This window comes from Streptosporangium sp. NPDC005286 (genome assembly GCF_040607515.1).
Taxonomy (GTDB): Bacteria; Actinomycetota; Actinomycetes; order Streptosporangiales; family Streptosporangiaceae; genus Streptosporangium.
Genome location: NZ_JBEXGU010000116.1, coordinates 1 through 22,421 on the forward strand (window position 1 = coordinate 1; position 22,421 = coordinate 22,421).

The 22,421-nt window shown below is 71.8% G+C and carries 18 protein-coding genes; 8 read left to right on the forward strand and 10 right to left on the reverse strand.

What is annotated here, in order from left to right; translation table 11 throughout:
- Nucleotides 1-378 (reverse strand): PAS domain-containing protein (locus ABZU75_RS31975; RefSeq protein ID WP_355562309.1); only part of this gene is annotated, 378 nt, incomplete at its 3' end.
- Between the two features lie 545 nt (nt 379-923).
- Here ABZU75_RS31975 and ABZU75_RS31980 point away from each other — a divergent pair.
- The 5 genes from ABZU75_RS31980 to ABZU75_RS32000 all read left to right on the forward strand — a co-directional run bounded on the left by ABZU75_RS31980 (nt 924) and on the right by ABZU75_RS32000 (nt 5,166).
- Nucleotides 924-1,166 (forward strand): hypothetical protein, encoded by a 243-nt coding sequence (locus tag ABZU75_RS31980; RefSeq protein ID WP_350925827.1) that lies wholly within the window; start codon nt 924-926, stop codon nt 1,164-1,166.
- A 207-nt stretch (nt 1,167-1,373) separates the two neighbouring features.
- On the forward strand, nt 1,374-2,885 hold the full coding sequence (locus tag ABZU75_RS31985) for a hypothetical protein (protein WP_355562313.1): 1,512 nt from the start codon (nt 1,374-1,376) through the stop codon (nt 2,883-2,885).
- Nucleotides 2,886-2,892: 7 nt separating this feature from the next.
- The gene (locus ABZU75_RS31990) at nt 2,893-3,648 is read left to right on the forward strand and encodes a 5-oxoprolinase subunit PxpA (RefSeq protein ID WP_355562316.1); all 756 of its coding nucleotides are present in this window, start codon (nt 2,893-2,895) and stop codon (nt 3,646-3,648) included.
- Between the two features lie 10 nt (nt 3,649-3,658).
- Nucleotides 3,659-4,282 carry an allophanate hydrolase subunit 1 gene (locus tag ABZU75_RS31995; RefSeq protein WP_355562318.1) on the forward strand — a complete coding sequence of 208 codons (624 nt, stop codon included), beginning with the start codon at nt 3,659-3,661 and terminating at the stop codon, nt 4,280-4,282.
- Nucleotides 4,279-5,166 carry a biotin-dependent carboxyltransferase family protein gene (locus tag ABZU75_RS32000; protein WP_355562321.1) on the forward strand — a complete coding sequence of 296 codons (888 nt, stop codon included), beginning with the start codon at nt 4,279-4,281 and terminating at the stop codon, nt 5,164-5,166. Before ABZU75_RS31995 ends, ABZU75_RS32000 begins: the two co-directional genes overlap by 4 nt.
- Nucleotides 5,167-5,265: 99 nt before the next feature.
- Here the strand turns inward: ABZU75_RS32000 and ABZU75_RS32005 are convergent, their stop codons facing one another.
- The 7 genes from ABZU75_RS32005 to ABZU75_RS32035 form a co-directional block, all read right to left on the reverse strand.
- Nucleotides 5,266-6,354 (reverse strand): winged helix DNA-binding domain-containing protein, encoded by a 1,089-nt coding sequence (locus ABZU75_RS32005; RefSeq protein ID WP_355562323.1) that lies wholly within the window; start codon nt 6,352-6,354, stop codon nt 5,266-5,268.
- Between the two features lie 134 nt (nt 6,355-6,488).
- The gene (locus tag ABZU75_RS32010; protein ID WP_355562326.1) at nt 6,489-8,195 is read right to left on the reverse strand and encodes an ABC transporter family substrate-binding protein; all 1,707 of its coding nucleotides are present in this window, start codon (nt 8,193-8,195) and stop codon (nt 6,489-6,491) included.
- A 52-nt stretch (nt 8,196-8,247) separates the two neighbouring features.
- Nucleotides 8,248-10,470: an ABC transporter ATP-binding protein gene (locus ABZU75_RS32015; RefSeq protein ID WP_355562329.1), complete on the reverse strand. Its 2,223-nt coding sequence runs from the start codon at nt 10,468-10,470 to the stop codon at nt 8,248-8,250.
- 4 nt (nt 10,471-10,474) lie between these two features.
- A complete protein-coding gene (locus ABZU75_RS32020) occupies nt 10,475-11,383 on the reverse strand; it encodes an ABC transporter permease (protein WP_355562332.1) in 909 nt (302 codons plus the stop codon).
- Nucleotides 11,384-11,390: 7 nt separating this feature from the next.
- Complete coding sequence (locus tag ABZU75_RS32025) at nt 11,391-12,374, reverse strand: ABC transporter permease (protein WP_355562335.1); 984 nt, start codon at nt 12,372-12,374, stop codon at nt 11,391-11,393.
- Between the two features lie 123 nt (nt 12,375-12,497).
- Complete coding sequence (locus ABZU75_RS32030; protein ID WP_355562338.1) at nt 12,498-14,861, reverse strand: AAA family ATPase; 2,364 nt, start codon at nt 14,859-14,861, stop codon at nt 12,498-12,500.
- Between the two features lie 332 nt (nt 14,862-15,193).
- Nucleotides 15,194-17,059, reverse strand: a complete 1,866-nt coding sequence (locus ABZU75_RS32035) for a tetratricopeptide repeat protein (protein WP_355562341.1) — start codon at nt 17,057-17,059, stop codon at nt 15,194-15,196.
- 262 nt (nt 17,060-17,321) lie between these two features.
- On the opposite strand from ABZU75_RS32035, the gene ABZU75_RS32040 reads away from it, so the two are divergent.
- The gene (locus ABZU75_RS32040) at nt 17,322-18,878 is read left to right on the forward strand and encodes an MFS transporter (RefSeq protein ID WP_355562344.1); all 1,557 of its coding nucleotides are present in this window, start codon (nt 17,322-17,324) and stop codon (nt 18,876-18,878) included.
- A gap of 79 nt (nt 18,879-18,957) precedes the next feature.
- The gene (locus tag ABZU75_RS32045) at nt 18,958-19,680 is read left to right on the forward strand and encodes a DoxX family protein (protein WP_355562347.1); all 723 of its coding nucleotides are present in this window, start codon (nt 18,958-18,960) and stop codon (nt 19,678-19,680) included.
- 145 nt (nt 19,681-19,825) lie between these two features.
- On the opposite strand, the gene ABZU75_RS32050 is transcribed toward ABZU75_RS32045, so the two are convergent.
- Nucleotides 19,826-20,536 (reverse strand): VOC family protein, encoded by a 711-nt coding sequence (locus ABZU75_RS32050; protein ID WP_355562350.1) that lies wholly within the window; start codon nt 20,534-20,536, stop codon nt 19,826-19,828.
- 105 nt (nt 20,537-20,641) lie between these two features.
- Between ABZU75_RS32050 and ABZU75_RS32055 the strand changes: the two genes are divergently transcribed.
- Nucleotides 20,642-20,794, forward strand: a complete 153-nt coding sequence (locus ABZU75_RS32055; RefSeq protein WP_355562352.1) for a hypothetical protein — start codon at nt 20,642-20,644, stop codon at nt 20,792-20,794.
- A gap of 152 nt (nt 20,795-20,946) precedes the next feature.
- Here the strand turns inward: ABZU75_RS32055 and sthA are convergent, their stop codons facing one another.
- The gene (gene sthA, locus ABZU75_RS32060; RefSeq protein WP_355562355.1) at nt 20,947-22,350 is read right to left on the reverse strand and encodes a Si-specific NAD(P)(+) transhydrogenase; all 1,404 of its coding nucleotides are present in this window, start codon (nt 22,348-22,350) and stop codon (nt 20,947-20,949) included.
- Nucleotides 22,351-22,421 lie beyond the last annotated feature (71 nt).

Genomic DNA, 22,421 nt, shown 5'->3' on the forward strand with positions numbered 1-22,421 from the left:
GATCGCGCGCAATGCGCCCTTGTCGTCGTGGATCGGGGAGAAGGTCAGCGACCAGTGGTGGGTCTCACCACCGGCGGTGCGCACCCGGATCCGCTGGTCGCCGTCGACCGAGGCTCCCGCGACCATGCTCCGCACCGAGCCCTCGATCAGGGCGGTCAGGTCGGCGGAGAGCAACTCACCGGGGGCCCGTCCGACCAGGCGCTCGGCGGGCAGGCCGACCACGTTGGCGAAGACCTCGTCGACACGTTCGAAGCGACCTCCGGGGTCGAAGAACGCGAAGGCGAACGGCGACTGTGACAGCAGGCCCTGCAGCAGGCCGGAGTCTGAGATGTCCACACCCGACTCCCGGGGACGGGGCACGGAGGTTTCGGCGCTCATGGTCGGCACCTCCGTCGCGTGCCAGGGTCTCCCACGAGGCACATCTCCAAACTTGCGAATTGGCGTAGCGCGGCTCCGGGGGACCGGATCCTGGAGTACATCATCGGCGATGGGCAGGCGCGGACGGAAGCCCCGCCCAAGATGCGGTCAGCACACCCCGGGAACGCCACCGCTCCGATGACCGGGATCCCCGGGCCGACACGCCGGGGCTCCCGTACGGGCGGCGACCAGTCGGCGTTGCGCCTTCGAACGTTTGCGGCCAGGACCCTAGCAGGATCGCGCCGGACCGTCCCGGCAACTGCCCACCTCATCTCCGTCGGGCTTGCAGGCGAGATCAGGCTACTGACTCGCCGTCAATTCGGCTCCCTCTTCGGGGACACTCGTTTACTCCACTGTTGCAGGATTCAGTCAAGATACGGGGTCAGCTTCCCATATCAGGGTGCCGAGGGTTGACACTCCCGAGATAAGTTGTGGAATGAGAACGCACGTCCCCGCCGACATATCCGGGGGATGCTCCCGGGAAACTCCGGAGGAATGCGACATCTATGCCCGTTCTTGCCACCCGCTCCACCGGGCCTTCAACGACTTATCACGAGCCGGTGACATCTCACCTGGCCGCCGAGTTCCTGACCGTTCCCGTCGAGACCGTCGGCAGGTGCGTGACAGAGGTCTGTGCCTGCGCGGAGCACCTCGGCATCGAGGCGACGCCCGAGGTCGTCGAGCGTGTCGCCCGCGAGCATCTACTCGCCCTTGTCAACTCCGCGCCGCCGCCCCGCGGTCCCCGGTAGCATCGGGGAACCCGGCCGTCTCTACGCACCGTTTGGACCGGGAATGCGAGAAGGTTGGGACGTGAGCGAGCGAAGCGAGCGGGCCGATCCGCACGGCGACGGCCGCGCTGAGCTCACGCGGCCGACGGGGGAGGCTGAGACTGCTTGAGCCGGCGACACCGTCGAGACCCCAGAGAGAGCCAGTCCCCTGAGGCGGTCTTCTCCGAGATGTTGCTCGCCGCTCGCGAGCTGCTGGCCGTACGCAGCCCGCTGGACGCCGAACTCATGGTCTCCGACATGGTCGGAGCCTGGTGGGGGCGCCGGCTGAAACGCGGGGACGCCGAACAGGTCCTCGGCGAGGGCCTGGTCGACTACGCGGCCAAGGCCGGCTCGCCCGCCGCGCTCACCCTGCTGATCGCGCTGGCCTACCTCGGTACGGCCCGCCAGGCCGCCAAGGCGGAGGGCGCCGCGCTGGCGCTCATGGAGCGCGGTGTGGCCAGGCCCCGCTGGGCCGACCGGCTGGGTGCGGTCAAGACGACCGGCTGCTTCGTCTCCCGCGACGCCTACGGCGATCAGGACACGGTGGTGTGCACCTTCGGCTACCGGGGCGCCGACAGCGGCGAGGACCGGCACGCGCTGGTCGTGATCGTCGACTACAACATGCGCGGCATCGCCCGTGACGCCTGGGTCTCATCGCACGTCGACAAGCTGCTGGAACAGGCCAGGGCCGAGGCCGAGGACAACCCGATGCTCAGGTTCGGCCAGATCGAGCCGCAGCAGGCCAGGGCGCTGCTCGAATCGGCGATGAAGGCCACCGCGGAGTACGGCCACCGCAGGACGGCCGCGCCGGTCAGCGACAGCTACAGCGCCTACCACGCCTTCGCCAGGTCCCGGATCAAGGCGCTGCCGCCCGGCCGGAAGCGGCCGGCCCCGCTGCACAGCGAGGCCCCCTACAGCCGCGACCGCCGGGCGATGCTGGCCGCCGAGTTCCTCTCCTCGGACGCGGCCGAGCACCTGTCCGACCCCTCCGCGGCCTCCCGATGCGCCGATCACATCATCGACTACGGCTGCGACCAGGATTTCGGCCGTCCACTCCGGGTCAGCCCGACCAAGTGCGAGACCTTCCTGCTCGACTGGCTGCCGCGCAAGGTGATGCTCACCACCGCCGAGCAGGAGGCGGTGCCGCACGTGCTGGGTGCCTGGGCGCGTTTCGCCGCGGGCCGGACCGGGCTGCCGGACGAGGGGCTGCGAGCCACGCTCGACGCGGTCTGGGAGGCGACGGGCAAGTTCGCCGAGTCCTACCGCGATCCGACGACCTTCGGGCTCGACCGCGACCTGCTCGACCGGCTGCTGCCGGACGGCGACCTGTCGGCACTGGCCAGGCGGGTGTTCGCGTTCCCTTTCCTGCAGGGCACGCACGGCGAGATCCAGCTCGGCCTGCTCAACCCCGCGGACGACGCCGACCGGCGGATCCTGCTGGGCATCGACCACGCGGGCGAGCTCACCCGGCCCGACCACGACGAGCATCTCGCCTGGCACGAGGAGATCGCCGCCCGGCTGTGGGAGGGCGATCCGCCGCAGCTCTGGGAGGCCGCGCAGCGGCTGCTGGACCTGGGCCACGACCGGCACGACGTGCTGCACGTGCTGATCGAGATCGCCGAGCGCATCGGCGACGACCCCGAGGAGCTGGCCATCGCCCTCGACGACATCGCGGACATTCCCGATGAGCCTCCGGTGTAGGTGAATCATGATGATCGATCTCAACGCCGATCTGGGCGAGGGCTTCGGGATCTGGCGGCTGGGCGAGGACGCGGCCCTGCTCGAACTGGTGACCAGCGCCAACATCGCCTGCGGGTTCCACGCGGGCGATCCGCTGACCATTCGCCGCACGTGCGCGGCGGCGATCGACCGGGGGGTCGCGATCGGCGCCCAGGTGTCCTACCGGGACCTGGCCGGGTTCGGCCGCCGCGAGATGGACGTCGACCCGGAGGAGCTCTGCGCCGAGGTGCTCTACCAGCTGGGGGCGGTGGACGGCATCGCCAGGGCGATGGGCGGCCGGGTCTCCTACGTCAAGCCGCACGGCGCGCTGTACAACCGGATCTGCCGCGACCCCGAGCAGGCCGGGGCCGTCGTGGCGGCGGTGGCCGACTACGACCGGGACCTGCCGCTGTTGACCCTGCCCGGCTCCGCCGTCCACGAGATCGCCGCCGGGGAGGGGGTCACCACGGTCGTCGAGGCCTTCGCCGACCGCGCCTACACCGGTGCCGGAACGCTGCTCTCCCGCCGCTCCCCCGGCGCCGTGCTGCACGACCCCGATACGGTCGCCGCCCGTATGGTGCGGATGGTGACCGAGGGAGTGGTCGAGGCGGTGGACGGCTCGCTGGTCCCCGTCGAGGCGCGCTCGATCTGCGTCCACGGCGACACCCCCGGCGCGGTGCTGGTGGCCCGGGCCGTCCGCGACGGCCTGGTGAACGCCGGGGTGACGCTGAGGTCCTTCACTTGAGGGGCCGGCGGTGATCCGGCGGGCCGGGGAGCGGTCACTGCTGGTGGAGACCGGCTCGCTGGAGATCTCCCACCGGCTGGACGCCCTGCTGCGGGCCGATCGACCGGCCGGGGTGGTGGAGATCGTGCCCGGCCCCACCACGGTCCTCGTCAGCGCGCCGGGGGCCGACCTGACGCGCCTGCGGGACCGGCTCCTTCACCTGCTGGAGACGGGGGCCACGATCGGCGCGGGCACCGCCGCACCGACGCCGGCCGTGACCATCCCGGTCGTGTACGACGGCGCGGACCTCGACGAGGTGGCCGCGCTGAGCGGCCTCTCCCCCGGGGAGGTGGTCGAGCGGCACACCGGGCGGGAGCTGGTGGTGGGCTGGCTGGGCTTCGCCCCCGGGTTCGCCTACCTCACGGGGCTGGATCCCGCGCTGCGCGTGCCACGGCTGGACACCCCGCGAACCTCGGTGCCCGCCGGATCCGTGGCGGTCGCCGGCCCCTACTCGGCGGTCTACCCCTCGGCCTCCCCCGGCGGGTGGCGGCTGCTCGGCCGCTCCACGACGGCGGTCTGGGACGTGACCGCCGACCCGCCCACCCTGCTCACGCCGGGGACACGGGTGCGTTTCCTGGCGGTCGGCGGGCCATGATCGAGGTGATCGCGCCGGGGCCGTACGCCACGGTGCAGGATCTTGGCCGGCCCGGATACGCCCATCTCGGGGTGCCCCGCTCGGGTGCCGCGGACGAGCCGAGCCTGCGGCTGGCCAACCGCCTGGTCGGCAACCCGGAGGGCGCCGCGGGGATCGAGCTGACCTTCGGCGGCGCCCGGCTGCGCTTCACCACCGGGACCTGGGTCGCCGTCACCGGGGCCGCCTGCCCGCTGGAGCTCCTGCGACCACGCGGGACTGCCGACGACGCGGCTCCCGGCGTGCCGGCCCTACAGGGGATGTACGCGCCTTTCTGGGTGCCCGCGGGCGGCGAGCTGCGCACCGGGACGCCGGAAACCGGCCTGCGCACCTACATCGCCGTCCGTGGTGGCCTCGACACGCCCGTCACGATGGGGAGCCGGTCGGCCGACTCGCTGTCCGGGCTCGGCCCTGCCCCGCTCCGCGCCGGAACGGTCCTGCCCATGGGGCCGACGGACGGCCTGCCGCCGATCACCGTGGACGCGGCGCCCTCGCCGGAGCTTGGAGCGGGCGTCCTGCTTGTCCTGCCGGGTCCCCGGGAGGACTGGTTCGTCCCCGGAGCCCTGGCCACCCTGTGCGCGGAGCCCTACGAGGTCGGCCAGGACAGCAACCGGGTGGGCGTGCGAATGCGCGGCGCCCGCCTGGAACGGGCCCGGGACGAGGAGCTGCCCAGCGAGGGCATGGTGGCCGGGGCCGTCCAGGTGCCGCCCAGCGGCCAGCCGATCGTGTTCCTCGCCGACCACCCGCCGACCGGCGGCTACCCGGTCATCGCCGTGCTGACCTCGGCGAGCCTCGCCAGGGCCGCCCAGCTCCGCCCCGGCGACCGGGTACGCTTCCGCCGCGGCTGAACCGCTCCTCAGCGGAGCCGGCGGGAGGGCACTTCGGGCACGAGATTCGGTATTCGAACACGGAAGCCCCGGTCGTGACGGCTTTCGAAGCCGGAGCCATCAGCGCAGCAGCTCGGACACCCGCTCGGTCTCGGCTGCGAGGGCCGCGGCGGGCACCTCCTCCAGGAGGTCGACGACGATCTTCTTGTCCTTGGCCTCCCAGATCCCGGCCACCCGGCCCTCGTGGATCACGACGGGAGAGATCCAGCCGGCGGCCCGGCTGACCCTCGCCTTCGCCTTGGCCGGCAGGAGGGGCTCCAGGTCACGAGGGGCGGCGAGGATGTACTGGTCGAAGCCTGGCAGGAGGTGGACCCCGGTGGCGGGCCGGGTGCCGGCCAGCTCGTCGAGGTGCTCGGCGAGCATGACCATCGGCCGGCCGCCGACCTCGATCTCGGCCAGCTCGGGGGTGAGGTCCCGGAACCAGCCGCGCAGCGTCGCCTTGCGGGCCGCCCCGCGGTAGAGCCAGCCGTCGAACGTCTCGGGGGTGCCCGGGCCGTGGGCACCGAGGAAGGAGCGGAGCAGGCGCACGCCGCCCTCTTCGGCCGAGGGGAGCTCCGCCGGCCAGCCGGGCACCCAGTCGCGGGGGCTGACGAAGGTCACCCTCCCCTCGCGTGGCGGGCCGTAGCAGAGCTCACCGAGGAAGCTCAGCGGCTTGAACAGGGCGCCCCAGCCGGAGGTGAGCGCCTCCTTCAGGTGGGCGTCGCCGGTGATCTCGATGACCCCGTCGACCAGTTCCTCGCGAGTGAGGGCGCGGCCGGCGAGCGCCTTGGGCACGGCGTCGAGGATGGCGGCGACCTCGGCGGCGGTGACCCCGTGGCCCCGCTGCCAGGAGCCCTTGTCCCAGTTGCGGAACGAGCCGAGGACGGCGGCGTAGGCGGCCAGCTCGTCGGCGGGGACGAGGTGCAGGGTGCCGCGCGCCGTCCAGGTCTTGACCAGGCTGCGGTCTCGCCACAGGGCATCGTCGATCTCATCGGGTCTCGGCCGCGCGCTCCGCACGGCCACCGCCAGGCCGGCGGAGGAGGCCACCTGCGCCTGCACCCCGGTGAGCCTGCGCACGACGGAGACCGTGTCCGGCCCGTCTGCCGGGTCCACGAACTGCCGTTTCAACCGCCACGCGAGCACCTGGGGCCAGGTAACCGAGATAACCATGGCCCACTTCTACACTCCGCTCCCGACAGAAAGCGCGCCCGTCCCGCTGCCGGGTGCCACCCGGGCTCCTCGGGTATCCGGCCGCCTGAGGACCGCGAGACGCCCCGCCCGACCGGGCCACCCGCACGGCCGCGTCACCGGGTGAAACCGATGTCCTGGTACCTCAGGTCGTAGAAGCCGCGGGCGCCGAAGTTGGCGACCGTGCTCTTGACCGCGACGTTCTGCGGTCGCTGGTAGAGCGTCACCACGTTGACCGCCTGCCAGATAAGCTTGTCGGCGGCGTTGGTGTCGGCGATGGCCCGGCCGGGGGCGAGGGCGGCGGTCGCCTTGTTCATGGCGGCGTCGATCTGCGGGGAGCCGATGCGGCCGAGGTTGGCGTTCCACTGCCCGGTGTCGTCCGGGCGCCTGGTGGCGTCGGCGTACTGACCGTAGGCGCTGGAGACGGGAAACGGCGTGCCCATGTATGCGAAGGCAGTGATGTCGTAATTGCCGGGAATTATGTATTTGGTGAAGTAGTCATCGGTGGGTACCGACTGGAGAGTGACCCCGACACCGATCTGGGCGAGCATGTCCTGGACGAGTTCGGCCTCGGACTTGGTGAGTTGCAGGCTGGACGGCAGGACGAAGCGCAGGTTCAGCTCCCTGCCGTCCTTCCTTCTGATCCGCCCCTCCAGCTTCCAGCCTGCGGCGTCCAGCTCCCGCCCGGCTTGAACGGGGTTGTAAGTACCGATCTCGCCGGCGTTGTCCTGGTAGCCCTCCTGGGTGTTCATGAAGAAGTGGTTGTTCAGCAGGACGATCGGCCAGTCGAGGCCCTGGAGGTCGGACTGGGCGACGGCCTGGCGGTTGATACCCATCGCCACGGCCCTGCGTACCCTCCGGTCGGACAGCAGGGCGCTCTCGCCGTTCATCGTGATGTGCCGGAAGTCGGGCCCGGCCGCCTGCCGCACGATCGCGCCCGGGGTGGCCTTGACGCGCGCATAGTCGGGCGCGGACGGACCGATGTCGAAGGTGTCGAGCTCACCGTTGCTGAAGGCCCCGACCAGTGCGTCGCTCTCCAGGGAGCGGTAGATGATCTGGTCCAGCTTGGCCCGCTCTCCCCACCAGCGGTCGTCCCTGGCGATGGTGACGGTCTTGGCGGTCGGATCGAACGAGACGAACCTGAACGGGCCGGCGGTCACCGGGATGCGGTTCAGCCAGGCGTTGTTGAACGCCTCGGAGGTGGCGTTGGTGCTTCGGGGGTACAGCGGTGCGAACAGCGACTGCCAGTCGCCGAAGGGTTTGGCGAAGGTCACCACGACCTGGTGGTCGTCCTTGCCCCTGGTCACCTTCTCGATGTCCTGGTAGCCGGTGGTGCTCGCCACCCGGTAGTCGCCGTTGCGGCCGTTCATCGCCTGCCACTGGGCCCGGTAGTCCTCCCAGGTGATCGGAGTGCCGTCGGACCACCTGGCACGCGGGTCGAGGGTCAGGGTGACGACCTGCCTGGGGCCGTCCGAGGTGACCCTGCCCGCCGACAGGTAGTCGCTGTTCGGGGAGATCTGCCCCTTGGCGTCGGAGCGGAACGGCGAGGGCATGAGGGCGTCCATGACCTTCTTGACCGTCGCTAGGTTGCCGTCGACATGGTTGAGGTTCCAGTTGGCCGGATACTCGCTGAGCCCCCAGTGGAGCACCCCTCCGTCCACGACCCGGTCGCGGGCGACGGGGTTGACGTCGTAGGCCTTGATCGCCGAGATGGACCCGCTCCCCGTCCCGCCCCCGCCACCGCAGCCGGTCAGAACCGGCGAGACCGCCAGGACCACGGCCAGCGCGGTGGCGAGCGCGCCCACGCGCCGGATCGATGTCACTGTTTTCCTCCCGGAGGATACGACTGGGCGAACAGAAGGGCACTCGGCTGGATCATCCGGCGCCGAACCTCTCGGCGAAGTGGCACGAGACTCCGTGGTCGTCTCCGAGCCGGCGCACCTGGGGTTCCTCTTCCACACAACGCCTTCTGACGGTCTCGTCGAGGGACCTGAACAGGGGACAGCGGGTGCGGAAGCGGCAGCCGGAGGGAGGATCGGCCGGGCTGGGCAGGTCTCCCTCCAGCAGGACCCGCCTCCTGGAGCGTTCCATGACCGGATCCGGCAGCGGGACGGCCGACAGCAGTGCCCGCGTGTAGGGATGCATCGGAGCGTCGTACACCCGGCCGGCCTGCCCGATCTCGGCGATCCTGCCGAGATACATGACCGCGACCCGGTCCGCGATGTGCCGGACCACGGCCAGGTCGTGCGCCACGAGCAGGTACGACAGGCCCAGGCGGGTCCTCAGCTCCGCCAGCAGGTTGAGCACCCCGGCCTGGATGGACACGTCGAGCGCCGAGACCGGCTCGTCCAGCACGACCAGCCGGGGTTCCAGGGCGAGAGCGCGGGCGATGCCGATGCGCTGACGCTGCCCCCCGGAGAAGTCCTGCGGATAGCGGGCGGCGTGACCGGCCTCCAGGCCGACCATGCCGAGCAGCTCGCGGACCCTCGGCCCCACCTCACGGCTGCCGTGCGTGCGCAGCGGCTCGGCGAGAATGTCGTAGACGGTCATCCTCGGGTCGAGCGAGGCCAGCGGGTCCTGAAAGACGACCTGCATGTCGCGCCGGACGGCCATCCGGTCACGGGCGCTCATCTGTGCGGTGTCGCGGCCCAGCACCGTGATCCCGCCGCTCTGCGGTGCGGCCAGTTCGAGGATCTCCATCAGGGTGGTCGTCTTGCCGCAGCCCGACTCCCCGACCAGGCCGAGCGTCTCGCCCTCGCGGATGTCGAAGCTGACACCGTCCACCGCGCGGACCGTGCCGACCCGCCGCCGCAGGAGCCTCCCCTTCACCAGGGGATAGTGCTTGACCAGGCCCTCGACCGCCAGGACCACCTCACGCCCGCCACGCGGCCGTGGCCGCTCCCCGGCGACGGAACCGGCAGCGGGACCGACGGCGGGACCGACGGCGGGACCGGGGCCGATCGCCTCCCCCGCGATGGCGCGCACACCGTAGATCTGGGCGGGTGACCACCCCTCCGCCTCGATCTCACCGGAGCGTACGCACGCCGCGAGGTGGCCGGGCGAGCCCACCCGTACCGGCTCGGGCTCGGACTCGGCGCACGCCGGGACGGCGATCGGGCAGCGCGGCTCGAACGGGCAGCCCGGCGGCAGCGCCGCCGGTGACGGCGGGCTGCCCTCGATGGGCACCAGCGGCTGCTCCCGGCCGCGGTCAAGGCGCGGGATCGAACCGAGCAGGCCCATGGTGTACGGCATGCGGGTGCGGTAGTAGACCTCGTCCACCGAGCCGACCTCGACGGGGCGCCCGGCGTACATGACGAGAACCCGGTCGGCGAACCCCGCCACCACCCCCAAATCGTGGGTGATGATGACGATCGCCGCGCCAGTCTCCCGCTGCGCCGTCTTCAGCACCTCCAGCACCTGAGCCTGGATGGTCACGTCGAGCGCGGTGGTCGGTTCGTCGCAGAGAATCACGTCGGGGTCGTTGGCGATCGCCATCGCGATCACCGCGCGCTGGCGCATGCCGCCGGAGAACTCGTGCGGGAACGCCCTGGCGCGCTGCGCCGCGTTGGGGATGCCGACCAGGTCGAGCAGCTCGACGGCGCGCCTGGCTGCCTGCGCGGCGCCGATCCGCTGGTGGACGCGGACCGCCTCGGCGATCTGGTCGCCGACCCGGTAGACGGGGGTGAGCGCGGAGAGCGGGTCCTGGAAGACCATCGAGATGGTCTTGCCGCGGAACGCGGTGAGTGTCCTCTCCGGGGCGCCCAGGATCTCCTGTCCGCGCAGCCGCACCGACCCGGTGACGTGGGCGTGCGGCGGGAGCAGGCCCATCACGGCCAGCGAGGTGACCGACTTGCCGGAGCCGGACTCACCGACGATCCCGAGCACCTCGCCTGGACGGACCGCGTAACCCATTCCCCTGACCGCGCGGACCGCGCCGGGGCCCAGGCCGAAGGTGACGTCGAGGTCGCGCACCTCGAGCACGGGGTCGGCGGGCACGGGGTCGGTCCCGGCCCTCGCCGGCAGGGGACCGGCCCCGGCGCCGCGCCCGCCGGTCCGGCCGCTCCGGGATCTCGCGTCCGCGGTTCGCTCGCCTGTCATCCGCTCACCCACCTCTGCGGGCCGTGGGGTCGAAGGCGTCGCGCAGGGAGTCGCCGACCAGGTTCACCGCGAGCACGGTGACGATCAACAGGCCCGCGCAGAACCAGAACGTCCAGGGGGCGTAGAGCGCCGTCTGGGCGCCGTCCGCGATGAGGCTGCCCAGCGAGACGTCCGGCGGCTGGATGCCGAAGCCGAAGTAGGAGAGGGACGTCTCGGTGAGGATCGCGGCGCTGACGTTCAGCGTGGCGTCGACGACCAGCAGCGAGGACATGTTGGGAATGATGTGCCGGAAGATGATCCTTGTCGGCGGCACGCCCATGAACCTGGCCGCCTGGATGAACTCCCGTTCCCTGAGCGAGATGGTCATGCTCCGGACGATCTTCGAGGTCACCATCCAGAGGAAGAGCGCCAGCACCAGCACGAACACCGGCCACTGTCCCCCGGCGAAGAGCGGGGACATGATCGCCAGGATCAGGAAGGCGGGGAGCACGAGCAGCAGGTCGGTCACCCAGGTCAGTGAACGGTCGGTCCAGCTTCCGAAGTATCCGGCGAAGGCACCCACCACGGCCGCGAGCGCGGTGCCGACCACCGCGGCGAGCAGGCCGACGACCAGGGACCTGCGCATGCCGCGCAGCGTGACCGCGTACACGTCGGCGCCGGTCTGCAGGGTCCCCCACCAGTGCTCGGTCGACGGCGGCGCGAGAAAGGCGGTGAAGTCCTTGGCGGTGTAGGTCCAGCGGGTGAGGTAGGGGCCGGCGAAGGCCAGCAGGAAGATCAGCAGGAGGAGCACGGAGCCGGTCCGGCCCCGGCCCGAGCGCAGGAGGCGGCCCATGACCACCCGCAGCCGTGAGGGCGCCTTGATCCTGTCGACGGACGCCCGCTGCTCGGTGAGCTCCTCCTCGGCGATGGTCATCTCCGGCTCACCCCACCCGGACGCGCGGGTCGAGGACGGCGTGGAGCACGTCGGAGGCCAACGCGGCCAGCAGCACCGCCAGCGCGGCGAAGCAGCTGATCGCGGCGACGGTGTTGATGTCGTTGGTGGAGATCGAGTCGACCAGCTGCTCTCCCACACCGTGCCAGCCGAAGATCTTCTCGGTGAAGGTGGTGCCGACCAGCAGCGCCCCGAAGGTGAAGGCGAAGTAGGTGACCGCCGGGATCAGCGCGGTACGCAGCGCGTGCCGGGTCAGCGCGGCGCGGCGGCTCAGCCCCTTGGCCATGGCCGTGCGGATGAAGTCGGCGCCGAGCACATCGAGCATCATGTTGCGCTGGTAGCGGCTGTAGACGGCGGCCAGGCCGAGCGAGAGCGACAGCGTGGGCAGCAGCAGATGCTGGATCCGGTCGATCCCGGCGGCGACGAACCCGCCCTGGAGCCCGGGGGTCGCCTCTCCGCTGACGAGGAGGATCTGGGCGCCGACGGCCTCGTTGAACCGGACCGCGGCGATGATCAGGATGTTGGCCAGCACCACCGTGGGGACCGCGAGGACGACGAAGGAGAGACCTGTCGAGAGCCGGTCGAAGGCGCCGTACTGCTTGACCGCGGCGTAGGCGCCGACGAGCACGCCGGTGACACTGCCGACGACCAGCCCGACCGTGATCAGGCGCAGGGTGACGCCGATCCGGCGCCCGAGGTCGTCGCCGACCGAGCCGCCGGCCACCGTCCTGCCGAAGTCGCCGCGCGCCAGGGCGCCCGCCCAGGTCAGGTAGCGCTCGAAGAGCGGGGTGCGGTCGTTGAGGTTGAGGTCGGTGAGGCGGGCGTCGACGACCGCGGGGGGGATCGGCGGGTTGCGGCCCTCGTAGTTGGATCGCGGGTCGAGCGCGGAGGCGGCCAGCATGTAGGCGAGGCTGGTGGCCACGACGATCAGCACCAGATAGTTGAGCAGCCTGCGGGCAAGGAATCCCGCCATCTTTCCTCCTCCGGAGCCCCACCGCTGTCGGTGACCATCTTGCTACACTCAGCGACCGATGGGCTGCATAGCGTACCGAATCGGAGGGATCTCAGTGGACGATGGCGCCGGTCGGACCCGGAATCACTTCCCGGAGAGTTCGTCCACGGCGGCGCGCAGGTCAACGCTGGTGATGGTGGTCAGGTCGGCGGCGGTGGCGGTGGCACCGCCCAGGGCGGCCAGGCGGACGTCCCTGCGCATCGCCGCGCGCTCGAAGAGCGAGCGCGCGAACCTGCCGTTGCCCAGGCCGTCGATCAGGCCCTCTTCGCAGACCCAGGCGAAGACCTCGGCCAGGTCACGCCGGGCGGCGTCGTCGAACCTGTCACCCGAGGAGTCGGCGAGCAGCACCGCGATCTCGGTGAGCTCCTCGGCGGAGTACGAGGGAAACCGCACCCGCTGGCTGAACCTGCTACCCAGGCCGGGATTGGACGACAGGAAGGTGTTCATCTCCCGCTCGTATCCGGCCAGGATGATCACCAGCCGGTCGCGGTCGTCCTCGGCCCGCTTGAGCAGCGTCTGCACGGCCTCGGTGCCGAAGGCGTCGCCCCCGCTGTAGCCGGAGTTGACCAGGCCGTAGGCCTCGTCGACGAAGAGCACCCCGCCGAGCGCCCGGTCGACCAGCTCGTTCGTCTTGATCGCGGTGGCGCCGAGGTGCTGGCCGACCAGGTCGGCCCGCTGGGCCTCCACCACGTCGGGCTGGGTGAGCAGGCCGAGCGCGGCGAAGATACGGCCCAGGATGCGGGCCACCGTGGTCTTTCCGGTGCCCGGCGGCCCGGCGAAGACGAAGTGCCGCATCTGCGGCGGGGTCGGCAGCCCCCGCTCCTGACGCATCTTGGCCACTCTGAGCTGCGCGGCGATCGCGTGCACCTGCCGTTTGACCGGTTCGAGACCCGCCATGCGGTCGAGGTCGGCCAGCGCCTCCTCGAGGGAGGGCGCGGCCTGGTAGCCCCGGTAGCGGGCGGTGAGCTCGTCGAAGGCCTTGACGACATCCTCCAGGGCCGTGGTGACCAGGTCCTCAGTGGTGGGCGCGCCGCCCGCCCCCACCACGCGCACGTCCCTGGCCTGCGCGGCGGCCTCCACGAGGCTGCGGACGAACCGGGCGTTGCCCAGGTCGTCGACTATCGAGCGCCGGTGGATGTCCTCGAATCGGGCGAGCAGCGCGGGCGCGGCCTCCGGTGACATCCGGTCTCCCCGGCGCCTCTGCAGCAACTCGGTGATCTGGAGCAGCTCATCGGGGGCGTAGCTGGGGAAGCGGACCCGGCTTGCGAACCGGCTGGACAGGCCGGGGTTGGACGACAGGAAGGCGGCCATCTCCTTCTCGTATCCGGCCAGGATGACGACCAGCCGGTCGCGGTCGTCCTCGGCCCGCTTGAGCAGCGTCTGCACGGCCTCCGCGCCGAACCTGTCCGGCTGGCCGTCACCGGAGTTGATCAGGCTGTACGCCTCGTCGATGAAGAGCACCCCGCCGAGCGCCCGGTCGACCAGCTCGTTCGTCTTGATCGCGGTGGCGCCGAGAAACTCCCCCACCAGGTCGGCCCGCTGGGCCTCGACCACGTAGGGGGTCTCCAGCAGGCCGAAGGCGTAGAAGATCTTCGCGACGGTCCTGGCCACGCTGGTCTTGCCGGTGCCCGGGGGGCCGACGAACACGAAGTGCCGCATCGGTGGCTCGGTGGAGTATCCGGCCTCCCTGCGCAGCCTGGCCGCCTCGATCGAGGCGGCGATCGAGCGCACCTGCTCCTTCACCGGGGCCAGGCCGATCATGGCGTCCAGCTCTCCGAGCGCCTCCTCCACCGAGATCGGCGGCGGCGCCTCCCGCTCGCCGGTCACGGCGGCGGGCGCGGGGGGACCGCCCCCGCGGACCCTGAGCCCGGCCTGGCTCCGCTCCCCCACCGTCAGTGCCGCCCGCACCCGGCGGGCCTGGAGGAAGCGCTGGACGAGCACCCCGGCCGCCACCGCGTACGCGGCCCAGATGGCGGTGACCGGCGCGAGTCCGGGGATGACCACGCCGAGCAGGACGGCCACCAGTCCGGCGGGCACCAGTGCCATGGCCGTGCTCACCCACGGGGTGACCCAGCGGATGAGGTGGGCCGCGCCGGCCACCAGGGGGGCGAGGATCATCAGCGCGGTCGGGATCGGTGAGTTCCAGCCGGACGCGCCCTGGAAGATCATCAGCGCCGACAGCCAGGCGAGCACCACGAGCAGGGTGGCCGCGGCGCGGGGAAAGCTCAGGGTCAGCGCCGCGAAGCCGAGCAGCGTCAGCGTGACGAAGAGTGTGTTGAGCACCGACCAGCCGAGGCCGAACGCCAGCCCGACCGCTCCGACCAGCACCGCGACGTAGATCAGCCTGCGCAGAGGCGGCGAGAGCCGGAAGTAGCCCAGCCGCACCCGCTCGAACAGATCCCGTGCGGCCACGCGCCCCGCCGGCTGGGCCCTGCTGGATTCCCGCATCACGCCTCCCCGGTCCGCCCCCGGTTATACCGCACCGGGGGGACGTTTGCGCGTGCCTGGGCGTCGCGCCACGCCGCCGCGCGGGCACGATCAGATATGTGGACGAGAACGGATGAAATCCACGCTCGAGGTAGCAAGCTGCGACCGGTGCCGCACCGATGGCCACACCCTTCCCTGTGCCGCCTCCGCGCCCCGCGCGCGGCGGTTCGCGCCCGTGTTCCCGCCGGGTGGGAGCACCCGGTCCCCGCGCCCGTCCTTCCCCGGGAACCGGCCAGGTGACGGGCATGGGAATGTCACCGCCGGGCAAGGCGGTCCGCGCTCCCGACGACCGCTCAGCCTCGGCGGGCACGGCCCTGGTGCCGGCCGGGATACTCGCCGACCACGACCTGCTTGGGGGTGATCCTCAGCAGGCCGGCCTCGGTGTCGCCGATCGCGATGCCGCGCACCTCGGCCCAGAAGCTGCGGCCCTGCGGGTCCGCGACGAAGACCGCCACCCTGGGGTCGCGCTCGGCGGCCTCCCACGCGTCGGAGGCGGCGATCAGGCGTAACTCACCGCTCGGGCCGACCGAACTGACCGCGCCGACGGCCAGCGCGCGCGGGCCGCTGGGGTCGGCGTAGGCGAGCACCACCCCCCGCGCGTGGGTGAAGGCCGCGCGCACCTCCCCGCTGAGCCCCACCGGCGGGGAGGCGTCGCCGGGCAGGCGGCCGCCGCAGCCGTCGCACATGACCAGTGAGGCGCGCCAGGGACCCGGCGCACCCCGCCACCACGCCCGCACCGACCTTGTGGCGAACACCGCCGACGAGACGGCCGGCAGCACGGTCCCGGCCCGCCAGGCCCACTCGCCCGCCTGGGCGAGCCCGAGCGTGGTGACCGCCGCCGCCATGCCGAGCAGGAGCGCCGCCGCGGCGGACAGGGCCAGCGCCGCCGCCAGCCCGCGGTCCGCTGCCAGCACCCTGCCGAGGCCCAGGGCGGGACCGGCCCCGCGGTACGCCCAGCCGAGCACGAGCGGCACGGCGAGCACGGCGAGCGCCCAACGCCGTTCGTCCAGGACCGCCGCCGCCAGCACGACCGCCACCGGCACCGACCAGACCCGGCCCGCCACCAGCCAGAGGGTCACGTTGACGTCCCGCCTGGCCGTACGGTCGTCACCGGCCGCGGCGAACTCGGCCAGCGCCCTGACCGGCCGCCCGCGCCAGGCATCGACGAGCACGCGCAGGACGAGCAGTACGGCGCCGTTGAGGAGCACCAGCCCGGCGAGGCCCGCCCAGAGCACCCCCGTGGCGTCCGGCGGCGGTCCGGCCAGGAGCGGTGGGACCTCCGGTGGGAGGGTGGCGACGACCGCGACGTACGCGGCCACGACGACCAGGGTGATCAGGATCGACGTGCCGAGCCAGAGGTCGCGGGCGAGCATGCCGGGCACGTACGACCAGAGCCCGACCCGGTGCGCCTGCCTGAGGGTGATCACCAGGACGGCGAGCGGCACCAGCCCGCCACCGATCCTCGCCACGCCTGCCAGGCCGAACCCGAACTCCGCCGCACAGACCGCGACGAGGGCGACGGCCAGCAGGATGCGGATCTGCCGCGACCACGTCTCCAGGGCGCGCCTGGCCCGGCCCGTCTCACGGGGGTCGACCGGCCAGGCGGGGTCGTGGTGGGCGCGTGGGCGCTCCCAGCGCAGCCAGGTCAGGCCGAGGTTGATCCTGGCGCCGGGATGGTCGGGCAGGCGGCGCAGCGCGTCGCGGTAGGCGGCCCGCGCGCGGGGGTACTCACCACGCAGCAGCGCGAGGTCACCGGTGAGGACATGCGGGTCCGGCTCCTCCGGCGCGTAGCGGACGGCCCTGGCCGCCTGTGCCCGCGACTCGCGCCAGCGGCCCGGTACCCTGCGCAGTGCCGCCCCCAGGCGCATCCGCGCGGCCCAGGAGCCAGGCGCGAGGCGTACCGCCTCCTCGGCGGCGGCCACGGCCTCCGCGTCGCGGCCGAGCCGCTCGAACGCGAGGCTGGCGAGGCGGTATCCCCAGTCGGCTCCCGACTCGGATCGGGGGTCGAGGTTCAGCGCCCTGCGGGCGGCCTCCAGCGCGGCCTCGGGGTGGTCACGGCCCAGCAATGCGGCGGCCACGGCACACCACTGCCGGGGGTCGTCGGGATCTCGGGGCGGCGGCACCGGGGCCGAGTCGTGCCCGCCGGACCCGCTCACCACGGCGGCTCACGGGCCTCACGCTGACTCCCCACGATCGCCATGGTCCGTGGGAGATCACCATTTGCCTAGATAACGGTATATGCCTGTATCTCTCTAGAGAGGTCACGCACAGTGTCACCGAAAACACGGATCGCCGATCGATCGCGAGACACAATGTACACATATCCATGTAAATCCATAATTGAATGCCACCCCGCGCACTGCCGCACTTCGCCTAGGCTGCGACGTATGTTCGTCCAGGCTGACAACTCCTGAGCGGCCCATGACCACCATCATGGCCAAAGCCAGGGGTGGGGACGGCGGCTCACCGGCACCCGGGGCCAGCCGGTGGTCGATCCTCGCCCTGCTCTGCTTCAGCCTGCTGCTGATCGCGGTGGACGCCACGGTGCTGCACATCGCGGTGCCCACGCTGACGGCGGCTCTGGAGCCGACCTCCGTGGAACTGCTGTGGATCATCGACGTCTACTCGCTGGTGGTCGCGCCGCTGCTGCTGACCTTTGGCACGCTCGGTGACCGCCATGGGCGCAAACGGCTGGTGCTGGCCGGATACGTGGTCTTCGGCGTCGCCTCGGCGGCGGCCGCGTTCGCCCCGACCCCGCTCGCGCTGATCTCGGCGCGGGCACTGCTCGGCGTCGGCGGTGCCATGATCATGCCCGCCACCCTCTCCATCATCCGGCAGGTCTTCACCGACCGGCACGAGCGGGCGATCGCGCTGGGCGTGTGGAGCGCGGTGGCGGCGGCCGGGGCCGCGGTCGGCCCGCTCATCGGCGGGCTGCTCGTCGAGAAGTTCTGGTGGGGCGCCGTCTTCCTGATCAACGTCCCCATCCTGATGGTCCTGCTGCCCTCCGCGGTCAGGCTTCTTCCCGAGATCCCGAGGCGCTCCGACCGGCCGTGGGACGCACTCAGCGCGCTGCTGTCGGTATTGGGCATCCTCGGTGTGGCCTTCGGCCTGAAGGAGACGGGCGCCGGGCATCTCGGCGGGGTGGCGGTCCTGCTGTGCGGGGTCTGGCTGCTGACCTGGTTCGTCCGCAGGCAGCGGCGACTGGCCTTCCCCCTGCTCGACCTGGAGCTGTTCCGGCGACGGGCGTTCTGCGCCGGGGTGGGCGGCGTGCTGCTGACCGTCTTCGCCCTGGTCGGGCTGGAGCTCATGCTCGCCCAGTACCTCCAGCTGGTCCTCGGCGACAGCCCGCTCGGGGCGGCCGTACGGATGCTCCCGCTCATGATCGCCGCGATCGCGGGCGGCCTGGCCGGGGCTCGGCTGCTTCGGTGGTTCGGGCTGCGCGCCACGATGAGCGGCGGGCTGGCGCTGACCGCCCTGTCCCTCGCCCCCACCCTGGCCTGGGGCACCGAGGGGCATCCGGTGGCCCTGACGTTCTGCTTCGTCGGCATCGGCTTCGGCATCCAGGTCACCCTGCTGGCCGCCTCCGACACGATCATGTCGGCCGCGCCCGAGTCGCACGCGGGCGGCGCCGCCGCAATCGAGGAGACCGCCTACGAGCTGGGGGCCGGTCTCGGGGTCGCGGTGCTCGGCACGATCACCACGGTCGTGTACGCCCCCTCGCTGGGCCCGGTCCCCGGCGTCGCTCCCGAGACGATGCACCAGGCCCGCCAGTCGCTCGCCTCCGCCGCGCACGTGGCGCAGGAGATCGGCGGCGGCGTGGGAGACGCACTGCTCTCCGCGGCCCGCGTCGCGTTCGTCGCAGGCCTGCACACGACGATCGTGGTGAGCGTGCTGCTGCTCGGCTGCACCGCACTGGCCGTGATGCTCCTGGTACCCCACCGCCCCGAGGGAGACGGAGAGGGGAGTGACTCCTCGTGAGGGGTTTGGCAGGCTCTCGCTCGGTCATCTATCGGTCAAGCCTGGGCAGGAACGGTGAATCTAACCAGAATGAGGAACCGTGCGACGAACCCTCCATGATCTTGCCTCCCTGGCCGCCAGGCTGGGGGTGGGCGGGATCTTCTTCGCCAACGGCTGGCACAAGCTCGAAGCGGGCCTGACCGCCACCGCCGGGCAGTTCACCACCCTGGGCGCCCCCGCGCCAGGCGTGTGGGCCGCCACCACCATGCTGACGGAGCTCATCGGCGGCGCGCTGCTGGTGGCCGGGCTCGCCGTACCCGCGTGCGGGCTGCTGCTGTTCGCCGAGGCCCTCGCCGTGTTCGTACTGGCCAGTGGCGAGACGGGCCTGCCGCTCACCGGGGGCGACGCCAAGCTGATCGTGGCGCTCGGGGCCGCCTCCATCCTGCTGGCGGTGGGCGGCGCGGGCCGCCTGTCGGTCGACCACATGGTGGTGATCAAGCGCCGTGAGGCCGAGGCCGCCGAGGACTTCGCCGCCGAGACCGAGGCCGACGACGTCATCGCCGCGCTGCGCGAGCCGGAGACCCCTCCGGCGCCCGCCCTGCCCGCCGCCGGGAAGAGGCCCGCCGGCACCGACAAGCCCGCTCCGGCCGCCGCCGAGAGCACCACCGACACCGCGGAGTTCCCCGCCGCCCCCCGTCCGCGCACGCGTACCCGCAAACCCTCCTCCGGTACCGCACCCGCCGCGCCCCCCGCGCCGCCCGCCCCCGGCAAGGCCGGCGACACCCTCGTGGCGGGCAAGAAGGACGAGCCTTCCGGAACCTGAGCGGACGAATCCCGGACGCCCGGTCTCGCTCGGCCACTGCCGGCCCTCGCACGACTCACCGCGGTCGCGCGGGTGGTGCCTCGGCACCATCACGGCCGATGCCGGGAGGCGACCGCGGAACCGTCGGCCTGACACCGGCCGGCCGTCAGTCCCTTCCCTGCCAGGTCGTCACGCACGCCTCGTTGCCCTCCACGTCCGCCAGCACCCAGAAGGAGGGCGCCGCGGCGTCGGACAGCAGGACCCCGCCCGAGGCGAGGGCGGCCTCGACCCGGTGGGACGCCTCGTCGTGGGGGACCGAGACGTCGAGATGGATCCGGTTGCGCTGCGCCCGGGGCGTGGTCATCCGCTGGAACCAGATCGCCGGACCCTGCCCGACGGGATCCACGAGCGCGCCCTCGCCGCCGGACGCTCCGGGCTCGTCGTCATAACCCATCACCGCCTTCCAGAACGGGCGGACGGCGGCGATGTCGATCGCGTCGATCGCGATCTCAAGGACCTGGACCGACCGCACCTCCCGGCCGCCCACGTCGGGGCCGGTGCTCAGCCCGAGCTCGCTCACGACCGCGGAGATCCGACCGGCGAGCTCGACCTCGACCGGCGTCACCGCACCGGTGACCGGTGAGCGCAGGGTCAAGACCACCCGGCCGGGGCGGACGTCCATCTCCAGGCTTCGCTCTCCGTCCGCGCCGGCCACGGCCACCGCGCGCGCGACGACCTCGACCGCCCGCGCGGGCGATGCCACGGCCACCGACGTGCGCACCACGTCCAGGACATAGCGCCACCCAAGATCGCCGACGGCGTCGGAGATCTCCCGTCGGCTCAGCCTCTCGTCACCATCAGGAACCTGCTGCGTCATACCGCCATGATCGCAGCGTCCCTCCCCCGCACGGGACCCATCGGCGACGCGGATGCGCCGTCGAGGTCCCCCGCAATCCGCCTTCGGTGCGTTACGCACCGAACGGTGCCTGACGAGCTCGCCGGATTCGTCCCACACCGGTCGCGGGCCAAGGAGGACGGATGCGCGTGTATCGACCTCTGGGTCGGCGGCGCGGATGCCCAGGCGGTGCTGCCACCCCTGGAGTACGCCTTCGGCGGCCCCACGACGGCCGGATGACCGCGCCCGGGTGAGCCGTCCCCCCCGAAGATCATGGCGGCGCGCGCGTACCGGCCGGATGACCGCGCCCGGGTGAGCCACCGCGCAGAGCCGCTCCACCGGTGCGCGCCTGACCCGCTGCCACTTTCGCCCGGTGGTCCTCGAAAGGGGACTCAGAGCTCGAAGCGGGCCACCCGGCGGAGTTTGTTCATCGCGTCCAGGGCGGCGACCTTGTAGGACTCGGCCAGGGTGGGGTAGTTGAAGACGGCGTCGACCAGGTAGTCGATGGTGCCGCCGCAGCCCATGACCGCCTGGCCGATGTGGAGCAGTTCGGTGGCGCCGGTGCCGAAGACGTGCACGCCGAGCAGGACGCGGGTCTCCGGGGAGACCAGGAGCTTGAGCATGCCGTAGGTGTCACCGATGATCTGGCCTCTGGCCAGCTCGCGGTAGCGGGAGATGCCGACCTCGAAGGGGACGTGGGAGGCGGTCAGCTCGTCCTCGGTGTGGCCGATGAAGCTGATCTCGGGGATGGTGTAGATGCCGATCGGCTGCAGGTGGTGGATACCGCGCAGCGGCTCCCCGCAGGCGTGGTGGGCGGCGATGCGGCCCTGCTCCATGGAGGTGGCGGCCAGGGACGGGAAGCCGATGACGTCGCCGACGGCGTAGATGTGCGGCACGGTGGTGCGGTAGTGCTCGTCGACCTGGATGCGGCCTCGGGCGTCGGCGGCCAGCTCCGCGTTCTCCAGGGCGAGCTCGTCGGTCATGCCATGGCGGCCGGCCGAGTACATCACCGTCTCGGCGGGGATCCTCTTGCCGCTCTCCAGCACGGTCAGCGCCCCCCGGGAGCGGCGCTCCACGGCGGCGACGGTCTCACCGAAACGGAAGGTCACCGCCAGGTCGCGCAGGTGGTACTTGAGCGCCTCGACGATCTCCAGGTCACAGAAGTCGAGCATCCGGTCACGGCGCTCCACCACCGTCACCTTGGTGCCCAGCGCGGCGAACATCGAGGCGTACTCGATGCCGATCACTCCGGCCCCGACGACCACCATGGAGTCGGGGATGTCCTGCAGCTTCAGGATGCCGTCCGAGTCGATGATGGCGTGGTCGTCGAACTCCACGGTGTCGGGGCGGGCCGGCCGGGTACCCGTGGCGATAATGATCTTGTCAGCGGTCGCCTTGGTCTCGTGGCCGTGCTCGTCGACGACTCCGACCGTGTGCGGGTCGACGAAATGGCCCATCCCGCTGAGCATCGCCACGTGGTTGCGCGACAACTGGCTGCGGATCACGTCGATCTCCCGGCCGATCACGTGCTGGGTGCGGATGCCCAGATCGGCCGCGGTGATCTCATCCTTCACCCGGTAGCTCTGGCCGTACATGCCGCGCTGGTTGAGGCCGGTCAGGTGCAGGACGGCCTCACGCAGCGTCTTGGAGGGGATGGTGCCGGTGTTGATGCACACTCCGCCGAGCATGTTGCGCCGCTCGACGAGCGCGACGCGCCGTTCGAGTTTCGCGGCGGCGATCGCGGCCTTCTGCCCACCCGGCCCGGAACCAAGAACGATGACATCAAAATCCCACATAGGGCTCAGTGTGAACGCACGGGACGATCTCAACCAGACCTGTGACTCCCGCGCTCACCGAGGGAAGCCGC